14 protein-coding genes are annotated in these 16,492 nt (G+C 44.9%); all 14 read left to right on the top strand.

Annotation, left to right across the window (positions count from 1 at the left end):
• Positions 1-34 precede the first annotated feature (34 nt).
• The 14 genes from V7D18_RS19145 to V7D18_RS19080 all read left to right on the top strand — a co-directional run bounded on the left by V7D18_RS19145 (position 35) and on the right by V7D18_RS19080 (position 16,427).
• Positions 35-1,795, top strand: a complete 1,761-nt coding sequence (locus V7D18_RS19145) for a peptidoglycan D,D-transpeptidase FtsI family protein (RefSeq protein ID WP_426156553.1) — start codon at positions 35-37, stop codon at positions 1,793-1,795.
• Between the two features lie 75 nt (positions 1,796-1,870).
• Entirely contained in the window at positions 1,871-2,839 is a 969-nt protein-coding gene (gene mraY, locus V7D18_RS19140) for a phospho-N-acetylmuramoyl-pentapeptide-transferase (protein WP_426156551.1), read from the top strand.
• Between the two features lie 12 nt (positions 2,840-2,851).
• Positions 2,852-4,198 (top strand): UDP-N-acetylmuramoyl-L-alanine--D-glutamate ligase, encoded by a 1,347-nt coding sequence (gene murD, locus V7D18_RS19135; RefSeq protein ID WP_426156549.1) that lies wholly within the window; start codon positions 2,852-2,854, stop codon positions 4,196-4,198.
• 42 nt (positions 4,199-4,240) lie between these two features.
• A complete protein-coding gene (locus V7D18_RS19130) occupies positions 4,241-5,392 on the top strand; it encodes an FtsW/RodA/SpoVE family cell cycle protein (protein ID WP_426156547.1) in 1,152 nt (383 codons plus the stop codon).
• Between the two features lie 68 nt (positions 5,393-5,460).
• A complete protein-coding gene (murA, locus tag V7D18_RS19125) occupies positions 5,461-6,711 on the top strand; it encodes a UDP-N-acetylglucosamine 1-carboxyvinyltransferase (RefSeq protein ID WP_426156545.1) in 1,251 nt (416 codons plus the stop codon).
• Positions 6,708-7,436 carry a cell division protein FtsQ/DivIB gene (locus tag V7D18_RS19120; protein WP_426156544.1) on the top strand — a complete coding sequence of 243 codons (729 nt, stop codon included), beginning with the start codon at positions 6,708-6,710 and terminating at the stop codon, positions 7,434-7,436. Before murA ends, V7D18_RS19120 begins: the two co-directional genes overlap by 4 nt.
• A 118-nt stretch (positions 7,437-7,554) precedes the next feature.
• Positions 7,555-8,886 carry a cell division protein FtsZ gene (gene ftsZ / locus V7D18_RS19115; RefSeq protein ID WP_426156543.1) on the top strand — a complete coding sequence of 444 codons (1,332 nt, stop codon included), beginning with the start codon at positions 7,555-7,557 and terminating at the stop codon, positions 8,884-8,886.
• Between the two features lie 58 nt (positions 8,887-8,944).
• Positions 8,945-9,271 (top strand): hypothetical protein, encoded by a 327-nt coding sequence (locus V7D18_RS19110; RefSeq protein ID WP_426156541.1) that lies wholly within the window; start codon positions 8,945-8,947, stop codon positions 9,269-9,271.
• An 18-nt stretch (positions 9,272-9,289) separates the two neighbouring features.
• Positions 9,290-10,228: a hypothetical protein gene (locus tag V7D18_RS19105; protein ID WP_426156539.1), complete on the top strand. Its 939-nt coding sequence runs from the start codon at positions 9,290-9,292 to the stop codon at positions 10,226-10,228.
• A gap of 232 nt (positions 10,229-10,460) precedes the next feature.
• Entirely contained in the window at positions 10,461-11,438 is a 978-nt protein-coding gene (gene hflK, locus V7D18_RS19100) for an FtsH protease activity modulator HflK (protein WP_426156537.1), read from the top strand.
• Positions 11,435-12,304: a protease modulator HflC gene (gene hflC, locus V7D18_RS19095; RefSeq protein WP_426156535.1), complete on the top strand. Its 870-nt coding sequence runs from the start codon at positions 11,435-11,437 to the stop codon at positions 12,302-12,304. Before hflK ends, hflC begins: the two co-directional genes overlap by 4 nt.
• Before the next feature lie 85 nt (positions 12,305-12,389).
• Positions 12,390-13,247, top strand: coding sequence for a methylenetetrahydrofolate reductase [NAD(P)H] (gene metF / locus V7D18_RS19090; RefSeq protein ID WP_426156533.1), 858 nt, complete (start codon positions 12,390-12,392; stop codon positions 13,245-13,247).
• A 70-nt stretch (positions 13,248-13,317) separates the two neighbouring features.
• The gene (locus V7D18_RS19085; protein ID WP_426156531.1) at positions 13,318-13,962 is read left to right on the top strand and encodes a vitamin B12 dependent-methionine synthase activation domain-containing protein; all 645 of its coding nucleotides are present in this window, start codon (positions 13,318-13,320) and stop codon (positions 13,960-13,962) included.
• A 26-nt stretch (positions 13,963-13,988) separates the two neighbouring features.
• Complete coding sequence (locus tag V7D18_RS19080; protein WP_426156530.1) at positions 13,989-16,427, top strand: homocysteine S-methyltransferase family protein; 2,439 nt, start codon at positions 13,989-13,991, stop codon at positions 16,425-16,427.
• The last annotated feature ends 65 nt before the right edge of the window (positions 16,428-16,492 follow it).

Here is a 16,492-nt window from a genome sequence, read left to right as displayed (position 1 = left end):
ATATACTGTAACAATGATGACGATGGAGCAGCTTATGAATTCGAACAAAACACATCACAGAGAGAAAATAGCCCTCCTGTTTTTCCTGTTGTTTCTGGCCATGACAGGACTTATGGGACGGCTTATTTTTCTAATGGTCTTTCGCTCGGAGCATTACAGTGCAATGGCTTCTGATCTTCATGAGAGAGAGAGAACCATTAAAGCTGCAAGAGGGAATATTATTGATGCGAAAGGAACTGTCATTGCAACAAACCGCACCGTCTGTACCATATCGGTCATCCACAATCAGGTGAAACAGGCAGATGAAGTAATAGCGGTTCTTTCTAAGGAATTGGGCCTTACGGAAGCAGAGGTCCGCAAGAAAGTGGAAAAGTACAGCTCCAGGGAGATTATTAAGACAAATGTAGACAAGGCTATGGGAGACCAGATCCGTTCCTATCATCTGGCAGGAGTCAAAGTAGATGAAGATTACAAACGGTATTATCCCTACGATACCCTTGCTTCCACCGTGCTTGGATTTACAGGAGGTGACAACCAGGGAATCATAGGACTGGAGGTGAAATACGAACAGTACTTAAAAGGGCTCAACGGTAAGATACTGACCATGTCAGATGCAGCCGGTATTGAAATTGAAAATGCGGCAGAAGACCGGATAGAACCAATTGCAGGACAGGATCTGCATATCAGTCTTGATGTGAATATCCAGCGTTACTGTGAGCAGGCAGCCTATCAGGTAATGGAGAAAAAGGGTGCAAAGCGGGTATCAATTATCATCATGAATCCGCAAAACGGGGAAATAATGGCAATGGTAAACGCGCCTGAATTTAATTTAAATGATCCGTTCACACTAAATACCACAACTGAGGTTCCGGCAAATGAAAAAGAGAAGCAGGATCTGTTAAATAAGATGTGGAGAAATCCATGCATCAACGATACTTACGAACCTGGTTCCACATTTAAAATTGTAACTGCTGCAGCCGGGCTGGAGGCAGGAGTGGTGAAACTGACCGATCAGTTTTCCTGTCCGGGCTTTCGTGTGGTGGAAGACAGAAAAATCAGATGCCACAAAGTGGGCGGCCACGGATCGGAAACCTTCCTTCAGGGCATGATGAATTCCTGCAATCCGGTCCTCATTGATGTGGGACAGCGCCTTGGAGTGGATAATTACTATAAATATTTTGAACAGTTCGGTTTAAAAGGAAAGACTGGAATCGATCTGCCCGGCGAAGCATCCACAATCATGCACAAAAAAGAGGATATGGGGCTGGTAGAGCTGGCAACCGTATCATTCGGCCAGTCATTTCAGATTACCCCCATGCAGCTGATCACTACGGCTTCTTCTCTTGTTAACGGCGGAAACCGCATCACTCCTCATTTTGGTGTGAGTTCAGTAAGCTCTGACGGGAAATCCGTACACACATTTACCTATCCGGTAAAGGAGGGGATTGTATCAAAGGAAACCAGTGAAACCATGCGTTATATCCTGGAGCAGGTTGTTTCTGAGGGAAGCGGAAAAAGAGCGAAGATCGAGGGATACCGGATCGGGGGAAAAACAGCAACCTCTGAGAAGCTTCCAAGAAGCTTAAAAAAGTATATTTCCTCATTTATAGGTTTTGCGCCAGCCGATAATCCTAAAGTAATTGCTCTTATAACGATTGACGAACCAGAGGGCATTTACTATGGCGGAACCATTGCTGCACCTGTGATTGCTGATATTTTCAAGAACATTTTTCCTTATCTGGGAATAGAACCAGCAGAGGAAAAAACTGTTTCTTCGTTTCGAATCAGTGGTTGATTATTCAGGTAAAAAGACGTATACTACTAACTGTGTACTTTTGATATACAAATACATAAATGATTGAGGTGTGACATGATTAACGAAACGATTTTGGCAATCATCATAGCTTTTGCCATCAGCGCAATGCTGTGTCCCATAGTAATACCGTTTCTGCACAAATTAAAATTTGGCCAGGAAGTCCGTAAGGAAGGTCCGGAGAGCCATTTGAAAAAACAGGGAACCCCTACCATGGGCGGACTGATTATATTAACCAGTATTATTATTACGTCTCTGTTTTACGTAAGAGATTATCCGAAGATTATACCGGTTCTGTTTGTGACAGTGGGATTTGGTATCGTTGGATTCCTTGATGATTATATTAAAATCGTGATGAAAAGGTCGGAAGGACTTACTCCTGTACAGAAGATGGCAGGCCAGCTGGTCATAACAGGCATTTTTGCTTTTTATCTGCTTCATTCCAAAGATGTGGGGACTGCGATGCTGGTTCCGTTTACAGGAGGATTTAAAAACGGTATCTATTTAAACCTTGGTATCTTATTTGTACCGGCGGTGTTTTTCATTGTAATTGGAACAGACAACGGAGTGAATTTTACAGACGGTCTTGACGGTTTGTGTACCAGCGTTACCATACTGGTTGCCACATTCTTAACGGTAGTAGCCATAGGAGAAAGAACCGGCATCAGCCCCATTACCGGTGCGGTAGTGGGCAGCCTGTTAGGATTTCTCCTCTTTAATGTATACCCTGCCCGGGTGTTTATGGGGGATACCGGTTCGCTGGGGCTGGGAGGCTTTGTTGCCTCCAGTGCTTTTATGATGCAGATGCCGATTTTTATTGCAATCATCGGGTTTATCTATCTGCTTGAGGTGTTATCCGTAATTATTCAGGTGACATACTTTAAAAGAACAGGCGGGAAGCGTTTTTTTAAAATGGCTCCCATTCACCATCATTTTGAACTTTGCGGATGGTCTGAAACAAGGGTGGTGGCTATATTTGCAATTGTTACAGCAGTTCTTTGCCTGCTCGCATATCTTGGATTATAGGAGAGAAACCATATGAGTCAGAAAATTTTAGTTGCAGGAAGTGGAAAAAGTGGGATCGCCGCCTCCAGGATGATTTTAAAGACTGGCGATGAAGTTGTTTTATATGACAGCAATGACGCTTTAAAAGAGGATGAGCTGTTAAGCGGGTTTGGAAAAGCGGATAAAATCTCCGTAATTCTCGGAGAACTCAAAAAAGAGGATTTAAAGGATATCACACTTTGTGTAATCAGTCCGGGCATCGGACTTGATGCACCTTTTGTATCTGTCTTAAAGGAAGAGAATATATCCATCTGGAGTGAAATACAGCTGGCATATCATCATGCAAAGGGAAAGCTGGCTGCCATTACGGGAACCAACGGAAAGACCACCACCACAGCCCTTACCGGCGAAATCATGAAAGCATTTTACGATGATGTTTACGTAGTGGGGAATATTGGAATTCCTTACACGGATGAGGCGTTAAAAACGACGGAGGATTCCGTGACTGTAGCGGAGGTCAGCAGCTTTCAGCTGGAGACCATCACAGATTTCCGGCCTGATGTCAGTGCAATTTTAAATATTACCCCGGATCATTTAAACCGTCATAAAACCATGGAATGTTACATAGAAGTGAAAGAAAGCATCACAGCAAACCAGACAGAAAAAGACTGCTGTATATTAAATTATGACGATCCCGTGCTTCGGGAATTCGGAGAGCACATGAAACCCCGCGCCATCTATTTCAGCAGCAGGAAGCCTCTGAACGAGGGTTACTGTATGGATGGAGACTTTATTATCCGCAATCACGGCGGCAGGCGGGAAGAGATTGTAAACATTCACGAAATAAATCTTCTGGGGCGCCATAACCATGAGAATGTGATGGCTGCCGTTGCCATTGCATCGGAACTGAATGTACCCATGGAAGTGATTAAAAAGGCTGTCTGTGGGTTTCAGGCGGTGGAGCACAGAATTGAGTTTGTTGCTGAAAAAGCAGGAGTTAAGTATTACAACGATTCAAAGGGAACGAATCCGGATGCTGCGATCCAGGCAGTAAAAGCGATGCCGGGGCCGACGATCCTGATCGCAGGAGGATACGATAAGAATTCCGAATACGACGAATGGATTGAATCATTTGACGGAAAAGTGAAATACATGGTGCTTCTTGGCCAGACCAGGGAGAAAATAGCGGAATGCGCAGCAAAGCACGGGTTTACCAATGTGATGTATGCGGAAGATATGCAGGAAGCAGTAAGAGTCTGCGCCTCCTATGCAAACACGGGAGATTATGTGCTGCTCTCTCCGGCATGCGCAAGCTGGGGAATGTTCAAATGCTATGAAGAACGGGGAGAGATTTTTAAAGAATGTGTCCGCAGTCTTTAACTATGACCGGGTACTGTAATTTGAATGGCGAGGAGGAATGGTATGGCGGAAAAAAGGCCAGTAGTGAAGAAAAACAGGCCGCGCCGTTTTTATGACTACAGTCTGCTGTTCACTGTTATATTTCTTTCTGTTTTCGGTCTGGTTATGATATACAGTTCCAGCTCTTATGCCGCCCAGTTAAAGTTTGGCAATGCATCATTTTTTATGATGAAGCAGGCGAAGGTCGCTCTGGGCGGATTTATCATAATGTTAGTGATTTCGAAAATGGATTACCACTGGTATGGGAAATTTGCAGTGTTTGCCTATGTGCTTTCCTACGTTTTGATGATCGCCGTTTCCCTTTTTGGTAAAAGATTTAATGGAAAACGCCGATGGCTGGGAGTAGGAAGCCTGACGTTTCAGCCTACGGAGTTTGTAAAAATTGCTCTCATTGTAATGCTGGCTGTTATGATTGTACAGATGGGAAAAAACATCAATACAAAAAACGGTGTGGGGCTTATTATTGTGACAACTCTGCCCATTGCGGGAATTGTTGCTGCAAACAATTTAAGCTCCGGTATCATCATTGTAGGAATTGCGTTTGTCATGCTGTTTGTGGCGTGTAAAAAGAAATGGCCGTTTTTTGCCTGCGGATTTGCAGGAGTCGGGCTTTTGGCATTTGCCGGTCCCATAGCCACGGTTCTTGAAAAGTTAAATATTCTTCACGATTACCAGCTGGGAAGAATACTTGTCTGGATGAACCCGGAGGCATACCCTTCTACGGGAGGTTATCAGGTGCTGCAGGGACTTTATGCCATAGGTTCCGGCGGTCTGGTAGGAAGAGGTCTGGGTGAGAGCATACAGAAGATGGGATTTGTGCCTGAGGCGCAGAATGATATGATTTTCTCCATTATCTGTGAGGAACTGGGACTTTTTGGCGCGGTATCCGTGATTCTTATTTTTCTGTTCATGATATACCGCTTTATGCTGATCGCAGACAATGCACCGGATCTGTTCGGCGCACTTTTGGTGGTAGGGGTTATGGGACACATTGCCATACAGGTTATCTTAAACATTGCCGTTGTAACCAATACCATACCAAATACCGGAATTACCCTTCCCTTTATCAGTTACGGGGGAACCTCGGTCCTGTTTCTTATGGCTGAAATGGGCATGGTTCTAAGTGTTTCCAACCAGATTAAACTGGAAAAATAGCTGGATATGAAACCATTCTCTCACTTATAACATAGGATAGTATATAAGAAACCATGGGAGGTACCGGTTTGTCAGTCATACAGGTCCAGGGGTTACGATCCTTAAAAGGTGAGATAAAAATTCAGGGTTCCAAAAATGCTGTTCTGCCGATTATGGCAGCGGCGGTTCTCCATAAAGGTACTACAGTGATTCAAAATGTCCCCAGGATACAGGATGTGTTCTGTATGCTGGGGATACTTGAGCGTATCGGGTGTATTTACAGTCTTGACGGACATACGCTGACCATTGATGCTTCTGACATCAAATGTGCGGAGATTCCGGAAGAGTATATAAAAAGCATGCGTTCCTCTATTATATTGTCAGGTCCGCTTTTAGGGAGACTGGGGTTTGCTGTTACCAGTTTTCCGGGAGGCTGCTCCATAGGACAGCGGCCGATTGATATGCATTTGGCTGCATTCCGCACACTTGGCGCAGTGATAGAGGAAAAGGATGAGAAACTGTGTGCATCTGCAAAGGCGCTGGCGGGTGCCGATATTTACTTTCCGTTTCCCAGTGTGGGAGCTACGGAAAATGCCCTGATGGCAGCTGTTTACGCGAAAGGAATCACCGTGATACATGGAGCGGCAAAAGAACCGGAGATCACTTCTCTCTGTGAATTCTTAAACAACATGGGGGCGGTCATACACGGAGCAGGAACCTCCAGACTTGCTGTAACCGGAGTTACAGGCTTACATGATTCTGAATTTTTCGTGGCAGGGGACCGGATTGTGGCAGGTACTTATTTAACTGCAGTGATGGCAGCAGAAGGGAATGTGCTGCTGAAAGGGGTCAGGCCGGATCATCTGACTGCAGCTCTTTCCCTGGCGGAAAGAATGGGAGCCGAGTTAAAACTGTATAAAAACCAGCTGGAAGTTTCCATGAGAGGACGCCCTGACTGTGTGAGCGTTGTAACGGAACCTTACCCGGGGTTTCCAACAGATCTTCAATCCCAGGTGATGGCGGTGATGGCATCGGGATCCGGCTGGGGAAGAGTGGAGGAGACGATTTTTGAAGGAAGGTTCGGGGCAGCAAATGAGCTTAAGAAACTGGGAGCTGATATCGTTATAGAGGGAAAACGGGCGATAGTACACGGGCTCTATCCTTTAAAAGGCAATTACGTAGCGGCTCCTGATCTAAGAGGCGGTGCTGCCCTTGTGGTGGCAGGGCTTGCAGGCGAAGGCGTGACGGAGATTTCTGAGTGCCACCATATTGAGCGGGGGTATGAGGATATCTGCAGGGATTTAAGCAGTCTTGGAGCTGCAATCAGAGGTAAGGAATGAAAAACTTCAAAAAAAGCAGAAGAAAAATGATAGTTGCAATGATAGCAGTATTCCTTCTGGCCGGCACGGCAGTTTTTATGTCACTGCAGATCAGGACGATTACTGTAACCGGCAACAAAAAATATACTTCAGATCAGATCATAGACTTATTATTTAAGGATGGCTGGGACCGGAATGCGATTTACTGCATCTACAAGGACCGTTTTCGGGAACACGAACAGATTCCTTTCGTGGAAGATTACAAGATCGTATTCCAGAGCCCTGTCAGCATAGAAGTGATCGTATATGAAAAATCCGTGGTTGGCTATGTTTCCTATATGGGCAGTTATATGTATTTTGATAAAGACGGGATCATTGTGGAAAGTTCCAGCGGAAAGCTGACAGGAATTCCATGGATTACGGGGCTTAAGTATGGGCATATCGCTCTGCACCAGCCCCTCCCCGTGGAGGATCCCAAAGTATTCGGCCAGATTTTAACCCTCACCCAGCTTTTATCAACCCATAAAATCCCGGCAGATGAGATCCGCTATGATTCTAACGGGAATGCAACTCTTGTGATGGGAAGCATCAGGGTATACCTTGGAAGCAATGACCAGATGAATGGAAAGATTTCAGAGCTGAACGATCAGCTGCCGGTTCTTACCGGTTTGTCTGGCATATTGTATCTGGATACATATGACGAGGCGGAAACAGTCACTTCTTATCGGTTTGTGAAGGATAAGTGAATTTACATAATTTGCTTGGAATTTTGTAAAAAAAATGGTTGATATTTTTTACAAAATAAAATATTATATTAAATAGGTTTATACAGTAAGCTGTATATGGTTAAAGGAGGATATAATCTTGTTAGAGATTAAAATAAATGAGGCGGATAACGCTGCAAGAATTCTGGTAATCGGTGTAGGCGGTGCCGGAAACAATGCGGTTAACCGCATGATTGATGAGAATATAGCTGGTGTGGAATTTCTTGGAATCAATACGGACAAGCAGGCGTTGCAGTTTTGCAAGGCTCCCACAGCCATGCAGATCGGTGAGAAGCTGACCAAGGGACTTGGTGCAGGTGCAAAACCTGAAATTGGCGAAAAGGCAGCGGAAGAGAATGCGGACGAGCTGGCTCAGGTCATGAAGGGTGCCGATATGGTATTCGTTACATGCGGTATGGGAGGCGGAACAGGAACCGGTGCGGCTCCCGTTGTGGCTAAGATTGCAAAGGATATGGGAATCTTAACGGTTGGTGTTGTAACAAAGCCTTTCCGTTTTGAAGCCAAAACACGTATGTCCAATGCAGTTAACGGTATTGAGCGTTTAAAGGAAAGTGTAGATACGCTGATTGTAATCCCTAACGACCGTCTTCTTGAAATCGTGGACAGGCGCACCACCATGCCTGATGCTTTAAAAAAGGCTGATGAAGTACTTCAGCAGGCAGTTCAGGGTATTACAGATTTAATTAATGTACCAGGACTGATTAACCTGGATTTTGCTGATGTTCAGACCGTTATGACCGATAAAGGCATTGCTCACATTGGTATCGGACGTGCTAAGGGCGATGAAAAGGCTTTAGAGGCAGTGAAACAGGCAGTATCCAGCCCGCTTCTTGAGACAACCATAGAAGGTGCAACTCATGTGATCATTAATATCTCCGGAGATATCAGCCTGATCGAGGCCAATGAAGCAGCCAGCTATGTTCAGGAGATGGCAGGAGACGACGCGAATATTATTTTCGGTGCCATGTATGATGAGAATGCCCAGGATGAAGCAAGCATTACTGTCATTGCAACCGGACTTGATATGCAGAATGAGACACCTGTATCCAAGGTTATGACTAATTTCTCCAACCCAAACTATAAACAGCCGAAAGCAGCACAGCAGGCCGGCAGCCAGGAAGCAGCGGCGACCGCAGCAGCAACTCCCGGATACAACCAGAACTTTAACCAGAATTATGGCAATACCAATAATTATTCCGGACAGGCTTATCCCAATAACCAGAATAACGGCGGTAATTACGGCAGTCCGAATTACAACAATCCCAATTATAACAAGCAGCCAAACTACGGACAGGGAACACCCCAGAATACACAGCAGAGTGCACCTCAGGGGAATGGCCAGCCTTATCGTCCGACTGTTAACAAAGAAGTACAGATTAACATTCCTGACTTTTTAAGAAATAAAAGATAAATACATACATATCAGGCAGGTTCCCGTGAACCTGCCTGTTTTTGAAAGGAGAAATATCATGTTAAAGGATGAAAAAGACTGGGAGCTTTCTGACGATTATTATACGGAACAGGAGAATGAAAAGAAGCTTTCTCTGGAAGATTTTATCACGGAACAGGATTTAGGGGAAAATACGCTTATGAATCCCCCTCAGTCTGACGAATTATTAAGTAAGACCATAAATGATGTTCATATAGTACTGTCACTGGCAAAAGATGGAATGAGCATTGAAAAAATAGCTGAAACCACAGGTCTGAATGAAAAATATGTTTATGATATCCAGGTTTGTGCACAGGGCTTCAGGGAGGATGATGAGATCGCAGTGGCTCATCTGGTACTGGGTTAAAGAAGGGGAAAACAAAAGATGGTGAAAAAGATTTGTCCGGTCTGTGATCTTCCGGTTAACGAGGTGAATTATTGTCCCAGGTGCAGGCGGGTGGTGAAAAAGCCTATAAGCTGGGAAGTGAATTATTTATTAAATGAAAAGAGAAACCAGCAGGCTATGCCGGCAGGGCTGCCTCAGGCTGGCAGACTGACGGTAAATCAGCCGGCGGCCAATCCTTCCGTAACTGGTAAAAAACAATCAAATATAATGATGATTGTTTTGATGATGGTATTTGTTATTGTTATTATGGTGGTGGGCATTATCAGCTTTGCTGTTGGTACTGTTTTTTCTGAGAATGATTATGAGACCGCAGCAGGATATGATGATTATGGGTATCGGGATTTAGATGAAGCAGAGGTAATTGCAGCAGGCGAACGATGCAGCGGGTTCGATCATTTTGAAGCCGATGGAAGAAAAATTGCAGATTCCATGGCCCTGTTTCTGGAAAAAGGCGATTATGGCTATCAGATCAGTTCTAAGGAAACCTATTCTGATAACTATGAGATGACTGAGGACAGTGGCCCGGTCACTTTTTATGAGACAGTGGAAAGCGTTTATTTAATACCGAATACAGCAGCTGGGGAAAGTTCCGGTGAGGAAGAGTATGAGTATGTGGATATTAACTATGATACCGCAACCGGAGAACTGCACCGGTATGTGTCCTATCTGGGGAACCCGGAAGCTTCTCTGGCGTATTTAGAACAGTTTCTGATGCTTACAGAGGCGGCCTGCAAAATTCAGACAGAGCAAAGCAGCATTCCCACGATTATGGAACAGGCAAAGTCAAGGCTGAACCAGCAGGAAGGGGCATACATCCTGGAAGGAATCTTTGATGTTAATCTATATATTTATGAGGACCGGATCCAGATTTATGTATCCTATAACAATCCGGAAGCTGTAAAAAATCAGGAAACGTAACAGCAGAAACCCGCTATTGACAGAAAATAACTGATCTGATATAATTATTTCAATCGCAAAAGGGAGTAGCTTCCACCGTAAGGTGGATAAGCGTGCGTCAGAACGATAAAGAGATTTATCCGCATACTTATGAAATGACAAGACTTTTACAGATACCGTATGGTATCCGCAAAGGTCTTTTTTTATACTCTTTTTGCGAAAACATACAGAAAAGAAAGAGAGGAATTGAATTATGGAAACAGTTAACCCGAAAGGAACGGAGCAGTTGAAAAAATTTCGAAGGCTGATCCGGAAATCCGGAATGGCGGTTTTACTCGCAGTGGCAGTTCCTGTTATAGCATTTGGCTCTGTCTATAATGTACAGGAGCAGGAGCAGGCAGTAGTGACAACCTTAGGTATTCCCAGAACGGTTGCGGAGCCGGGGCTTCATTTTAAGATCCCGTTCGTGCAAAATGTGCATAAGGTAAATACCACAATACAGGGCTTTGCTGTGGGATACGATCCAAGTAACAATGAAAGCAAGGAAGAAGATTCCCTGATGATCACGAAGGATTATAATTTTGTAAACGTGGATTTTTTTGTGGAATACAAAGTTGCTGATCCGGTGAAGGCCATATATGCTTCTAAGGATCCGCTGACAATCCTTCAGAATGTATCAAGAAGCAGTATCCGGACTGTCATCGGCAGTTATGACGTGGATTCGGTGCTGACCAATGGAAAAAACGAGATTCAGTCCAAAGTAAAGGAGATGATCACTGCTAAACTGGCGGAACACAATGTGGGGCTTACTGTGATTAATGTCACCATACAGGATTCAGAACCGCCGACAAAAGAGGTAATGGAAGCATTTAAGGCGGTGGAAACAGCCAAGCAGGGAAAAGAAACGGCGATCAACAATGCAAATAAGTACCGAAATGAAAAACTTCCCGAGGCAACTGCCCAGACCGATAAAATTCTCCAGGATGCAGAATCTTCCAAGGCGAAAAGAATTAACGAAGCCAGTGCAGAAGTGGCGAAATTCAATGCCATGTATCAGGAATATATAAAAAATCCGGAAGTGACCAAAAAACGGATGTTTTATGAAACGATGGAAGATGTTCTTCCAAATATGAAGGTGATTATTGACGGTACGGACCAGACCAGTACCATTCTCCCTCTTGACAGCTTTACGGGAGGAGAAACCAGTGAGAAAAAGGAGAATAAGGAATGAAAAAGATAAAAACAGCCATAGGAATACTGCTTGCAGCAGCTGCCGTAACGGTGCTTTCCGGTTCGGTGGTAGTCACCAATGAAAACGAATACAAGCTGATCCGGCAGTTTGGAAGGGTGGAACGGGTCATTGATGCACCGGGGATTTCCTATAAGTTACCATTTATCCAGACAGCAGATACTCTTCCAAAGCAGATACTCATTTATGATCTGGCGGCGTCCGATGTGATTACAATGGATAAAAAGACAATGCTCAGTGACAGCTACGTGCTCTGGCGTATTGAAGATCCGCTGAAATTTGCCCAGTCTCTGAATTCTTCCGTTGCAGGCGCAGAGAGCAGAATTGATACGGTGGTCTATAACTCGGTAAAAAATGTGATCAGCAGTATGGCGCAGAATGAAGTGATCAGCAGCCGTGACGGCGAACTTTCACAGGCTATCATGGAAAATGTGGGCGATAATATGGGACAGTATGGAATTCGTCTTCTGGCAGTGGAAACAAAGCGTCTGGACCTTCCGGCAGACAACAAAACAGCTGTATATGAAAGAATGATCTCGGAGCGTGATAAAATCGCAGCTACATTTACGGCGGAAGGCCAGGCAGAGGCAAAAAAGATACAAAATACAACAGACCGTGAAATTGCCATCAGCATTTCTGATGCCCAGGCAAAGGCAGCCTCAATCACATCTGAGGGAGAAGGGGAATATATGAGAATTATGGCAGAGGCTTATCATGATCCTCAAAGATCTGATTTTTATTCCTTTGTACGGTCTTTAGAGGCTGCGAAGACGTCTCTTGCGGGAAATGGGAATACATTAATTCTTCCGGGAGGCTCTCCTCTGGCCAGGATATTTACGGGACAATAAAATTAGGAATACTATTTGTTGCGGGAAAAAGTTTTTTATGGTAAAGTGTTAAAATAAAAGAAGCAGAGGATAGGAGATTGACAGAATGAAGATTACAGATATTTTGAGCCAGGGGAAGCCGACCTTATCTTTTGAAGTGTTCCCGCCCAAGACAGAGGATAAGTATGATTCTGTTGAAAAGGCTGCTGCTGAGATAGCAAAACTTAAGCCTGCCTTTATGAGCGTCACATACGGCGCAGGCGGAGGAACCAGTAAGTATACCGTGGATATCGCTTCCGCGCTCCACCATGAGTATCATGTGACTGCTCTGGCCCATTTAACCTGTGTATCTTCAACCAAAGAAAAGGTACGTCAGGTGCTGGGTGAGCTAAAGGATGCAGGGATAGAAAACGTGCTGGCATTAAGAGGAGATATCCCCCCTGATGCACCTGATAAACGGGAATACAACTATGCATCAGAGCTGATCCGGGAAATCAAGGAAACCGGAGATTTCTGTATTGGAGCTGCCTGTTATCCGGAAGGCCATGTGGAGTCGGCAAACAAAACCATTGATATGGATTATTTAAAGCAGAAGGTGGAAGCAGGCTGTGATTTTGTTACCACGCAGATGTTTTTCGATAATAATATCTTATATAATTACTTATACCGTATACGGGAAAAGGGAATTACAGTCCCGGTCGTTGCAGGAATAATGCCTGTAACCAATGTAAAGCAGATCATACGAAGCTGCCAGCTTTCCGGAACCTATCTGCCCACCCGTTTTAAGGCCATCGTTGACCGGTTCGGAGAGAATCCGGCAGCTATGAAGCAGGCGGGAATCGCTTATGCAACGGAGCAGATCATTGATTTAATTGCTAACGGTGTCAATGCCATCCATGTTTATTCCATGAATAAGCCGGATGTAGCCTTAAAGATCAAGGAAAATCTTTCGGAGATACTGTAATCCGTGGAGCAGCAGGTCCGTTTCTGAAAAGAGCGGACCTGTTTTAACAGGAGAAATCGGAGGGATAAGAATGGAGATCAGCCGGAAGGAGATTCTCAGATATTTAGGATATGGCAATAAGGAAGGCGATGAACAGGTAAGTGCATTGATCGAAGAAGCCCTGGAAGAACTTCTGGCTGCTGCAACACCGAAAAGCATTTACAGGTCATATCCCTTAACACTGCTGCCTGAAAATGAGATTGATTTTACGGTTTTCCGCACAAGAAGCCGGAATTTAAGCAAAAATCTGGCTGATTGTGAAGAAGTCATATTATTTGCGGCTACACTGGGAACGGGTGTGGATGTGCTGCTTCACAAATACACCAGACTTCAGATGAGCAAGGCAGTCATCATGCAGGCTGCTGCCGCTGCGGTGATTGAAGAATACTGCGACGGGGAGAACCGTAAGCTGAAACAGGAATACGAGGCAAAAGGACTCTATTTAAGACCCAGATTCAGTCCGGGCTACGGTGATTTTTCATTGGAATGTCAAAAGGAAATTACAACCGTTTTGGAAACACCCAAGCGGATCGGCATTATGCTTACGGAAAGCCTGCTTATGACTCCCTCCAAATCCGTGACGGCAGTTATGGGAGTCAGCAAAAAGCCTTACCGGTGTGAGATAAAGGGGTGCGAATCCTGCGAGAAATTGGACTGTGCATACCGGAGACAGTAAAGAAACTGAGTGCAGATGGAGGAATTATGACGGCGATTTTAGAAGAACTTAAAAATAGAATCCTATTTTTTGACGGCGGAATGGGCAGCCTTTTACAGGCCAACGGCTTAAAACCTGGTGAACTGCCGGAAACATGGAATGTAACGCATTCCGATTTAATCGTGAAGCTTCACAGAGATTATCTGGAAGCCGGTGCGGATATGATTAAAACCAATACGTTTGGTGCAAATGGTTTAAAATATAATCAGGATAAGGAATTTGATTTAGAGCAGATTGTAACTGCTGCCATGAAGAATGCAAAGGAGGCGGTGAATACTGCTTCTTATCCGGAGGGAAGAAAAAAGGGAGCTGTTGCTCTTGATATCGGCCCTACCGGAAAGCTTCTAAAGCCTTTGGGAGATCTTGATTTTGAAGATGCCTATGAACTGTTTTCCCAGGTGGTAAGAATCGGGGAGAGGGAAGGCGCAGATCTCATCCTCATTGAAACCATGAGCGATAGCTATGAAGCAAAGGCAGCGGTTCTGGCTGCAAAAGAAAACAGCAGCCTTCCTGTGTTTGTGACGATGATCTTTGATGAGAAAGGAAAGCTTCTAACCGGCGGAAACGTGGAGTCCACAGTGGCTCTTTTAGAGGGTCTGGGAGTGGATGCCCTGGGAATTAACTGCGGTCTTGGTCCTGTTCAGATGAAGGGGATTTTACAGGACATCATGAAGGTGGTTTCCCTTCCGGTCATCGTAAACCCCAATGCCGGTCTTCCAAGGAGTGAAGGCGGAAAGACGGTTTATGATATCGATGCAGATGAATTTGCCAGAGTGATGAAGGAAATTGCGGACGCAGGAGCCTGCATCATCGGAGGCTGCTGCGGAACGACGCCGGAGCATATTCAAAAGATGGTTGCTTTGTGCAGGGATAATCCGGTCAGGCTTCCGGAGAAAAAGAACCGGACGGTCATTTCTTCCTATGCGCAGGCTGTTGTCATAGATAAGGATCCGGTTATCATTGGAGAACGGATTAATCCTACGGGTAAGTCAAAGTTTAAGCAGGCATTGAAGGATCATAACCTGGAGTATATTTTGAAAGAGGGTGTTCTTCAGCAGGATAATGGGGCTCATGTTCTGGATGTAAATGTGGGACTTCCTGAGATTGATGAGCCATCAATGATGACGGAAGTGGTGAAAGAACTGCAAAGTATCATTGATCTGCCTTTACAGATTGATACCTCCAATATGACCGCCATGGAACGTGCCATGAGAATCTATAACGGAAAGCCCCTCATCAATTCCGTCAATGGAAAGAAAGAGGTAATGGAAGCCATTTTCCCGCTTGTGAAGCGGTACGGCGGAGTTGTGGTGGCTCTGGCTCTTGATGAGGATGGGATTCCGGAGACTCCTGAGGGAAGAATCACCGTTTCGAAAAAAATTTATGACACGGCAGCCGGATATGGAATCGGAAAAGAGGACATTATCATTGACGCATTATGCATGACAGTCAGCTCTGACAGCAAAGGTGCCATTACAACTCTTGAGACTGTAAGGCGGGTGCGGGATGAGTTAGGGGGGAAAACCATACTTGGGGTATCCAATATTTCCTTCGGTCTGCCTCAAAGAGAGATTGTAAATGCCGCATTTTTTACCATGGCTTTGCAAAACGGGTTAAATGCCGCTATTATAAATCCCAATTCAGAGGCGATGATGCGTTCCTATTACAGCTACCGTGTTCTTGCAGACTTAGATCCCCAGTGCAGCAATTATATCAGCATCTACAGCGGAAATGTGGCTGTTCTTGGTGAGGTGAAAAGACAGGCCGGGGATCAGAAGGCTGCAGCAGATGGCGGAAAAGATCTGTCCCTGCGGGAGAGTATAAAAAAAGGATTGAAAGACAGGGCTTATTCGGCAGTATCTGAACTGCTTCTAAACAGCGAGCCTCTTGCAATCATTAATGAAGAGATGATTCCTGCCCTGAATGAGGTTGGGAAAGGCTTTGAAAAGGGAACGGTATTTCTTCCCCAGCTTCTTATGAGTGCGGAGGCTGCAAAAGCGGCTTTTGAGGTCATTAAGGAGAGACTGGCCCAAAGCGGTGCAGAGGAAAAGAAAAAGGGAACGGTGATTCTTGCTACCGTGAAGGGCGATATCCACGATATCGGGAAAAACATTGTAAAGGTGCTTCTGGAAAATTACAGCTATGAGGTGCTGGATCTTGGTAAGGATGTTCCCCCTGAAACCATTGTAAAGACAGCCATGGAACGGAATGTAAAGCTGGTGGGCTTAAGTGCCCTCATGACCACCACGGTTCCAAGCATGGAAGAGACGATCAGGCAGTTAAGAAAAGAGGCACCTTTTGTGAAGGTTATGGTTGGGGGAGCTGTTCTTACAAAAGAGTATGCCATGACAATCGGTGCAGACCAGTATTGCAGGGATGCCATGGCATCCGTGAATTATGCAGAGGATATATTTGAAGTAAAGTAAGGTGCCTCATTGACAAATATCGAATGAATGGTACAATAAAACTTGACAATATATCTGGAGGTACA

Source organism: Lacrimispora sp. 38-1 (genome assembly GCF_049890855.1).
Classification (GTDB): domain Bacteria; phylum Bacillota; class Clostridia; order Lachnospirales; family Lachnospiraceae; genus Lacrimispora.
The sequence above is the reverse complement of the archived record's forward strand: the minus strand, read 5'-3'. Positions and strand labels throughout refer to the sequence as shown.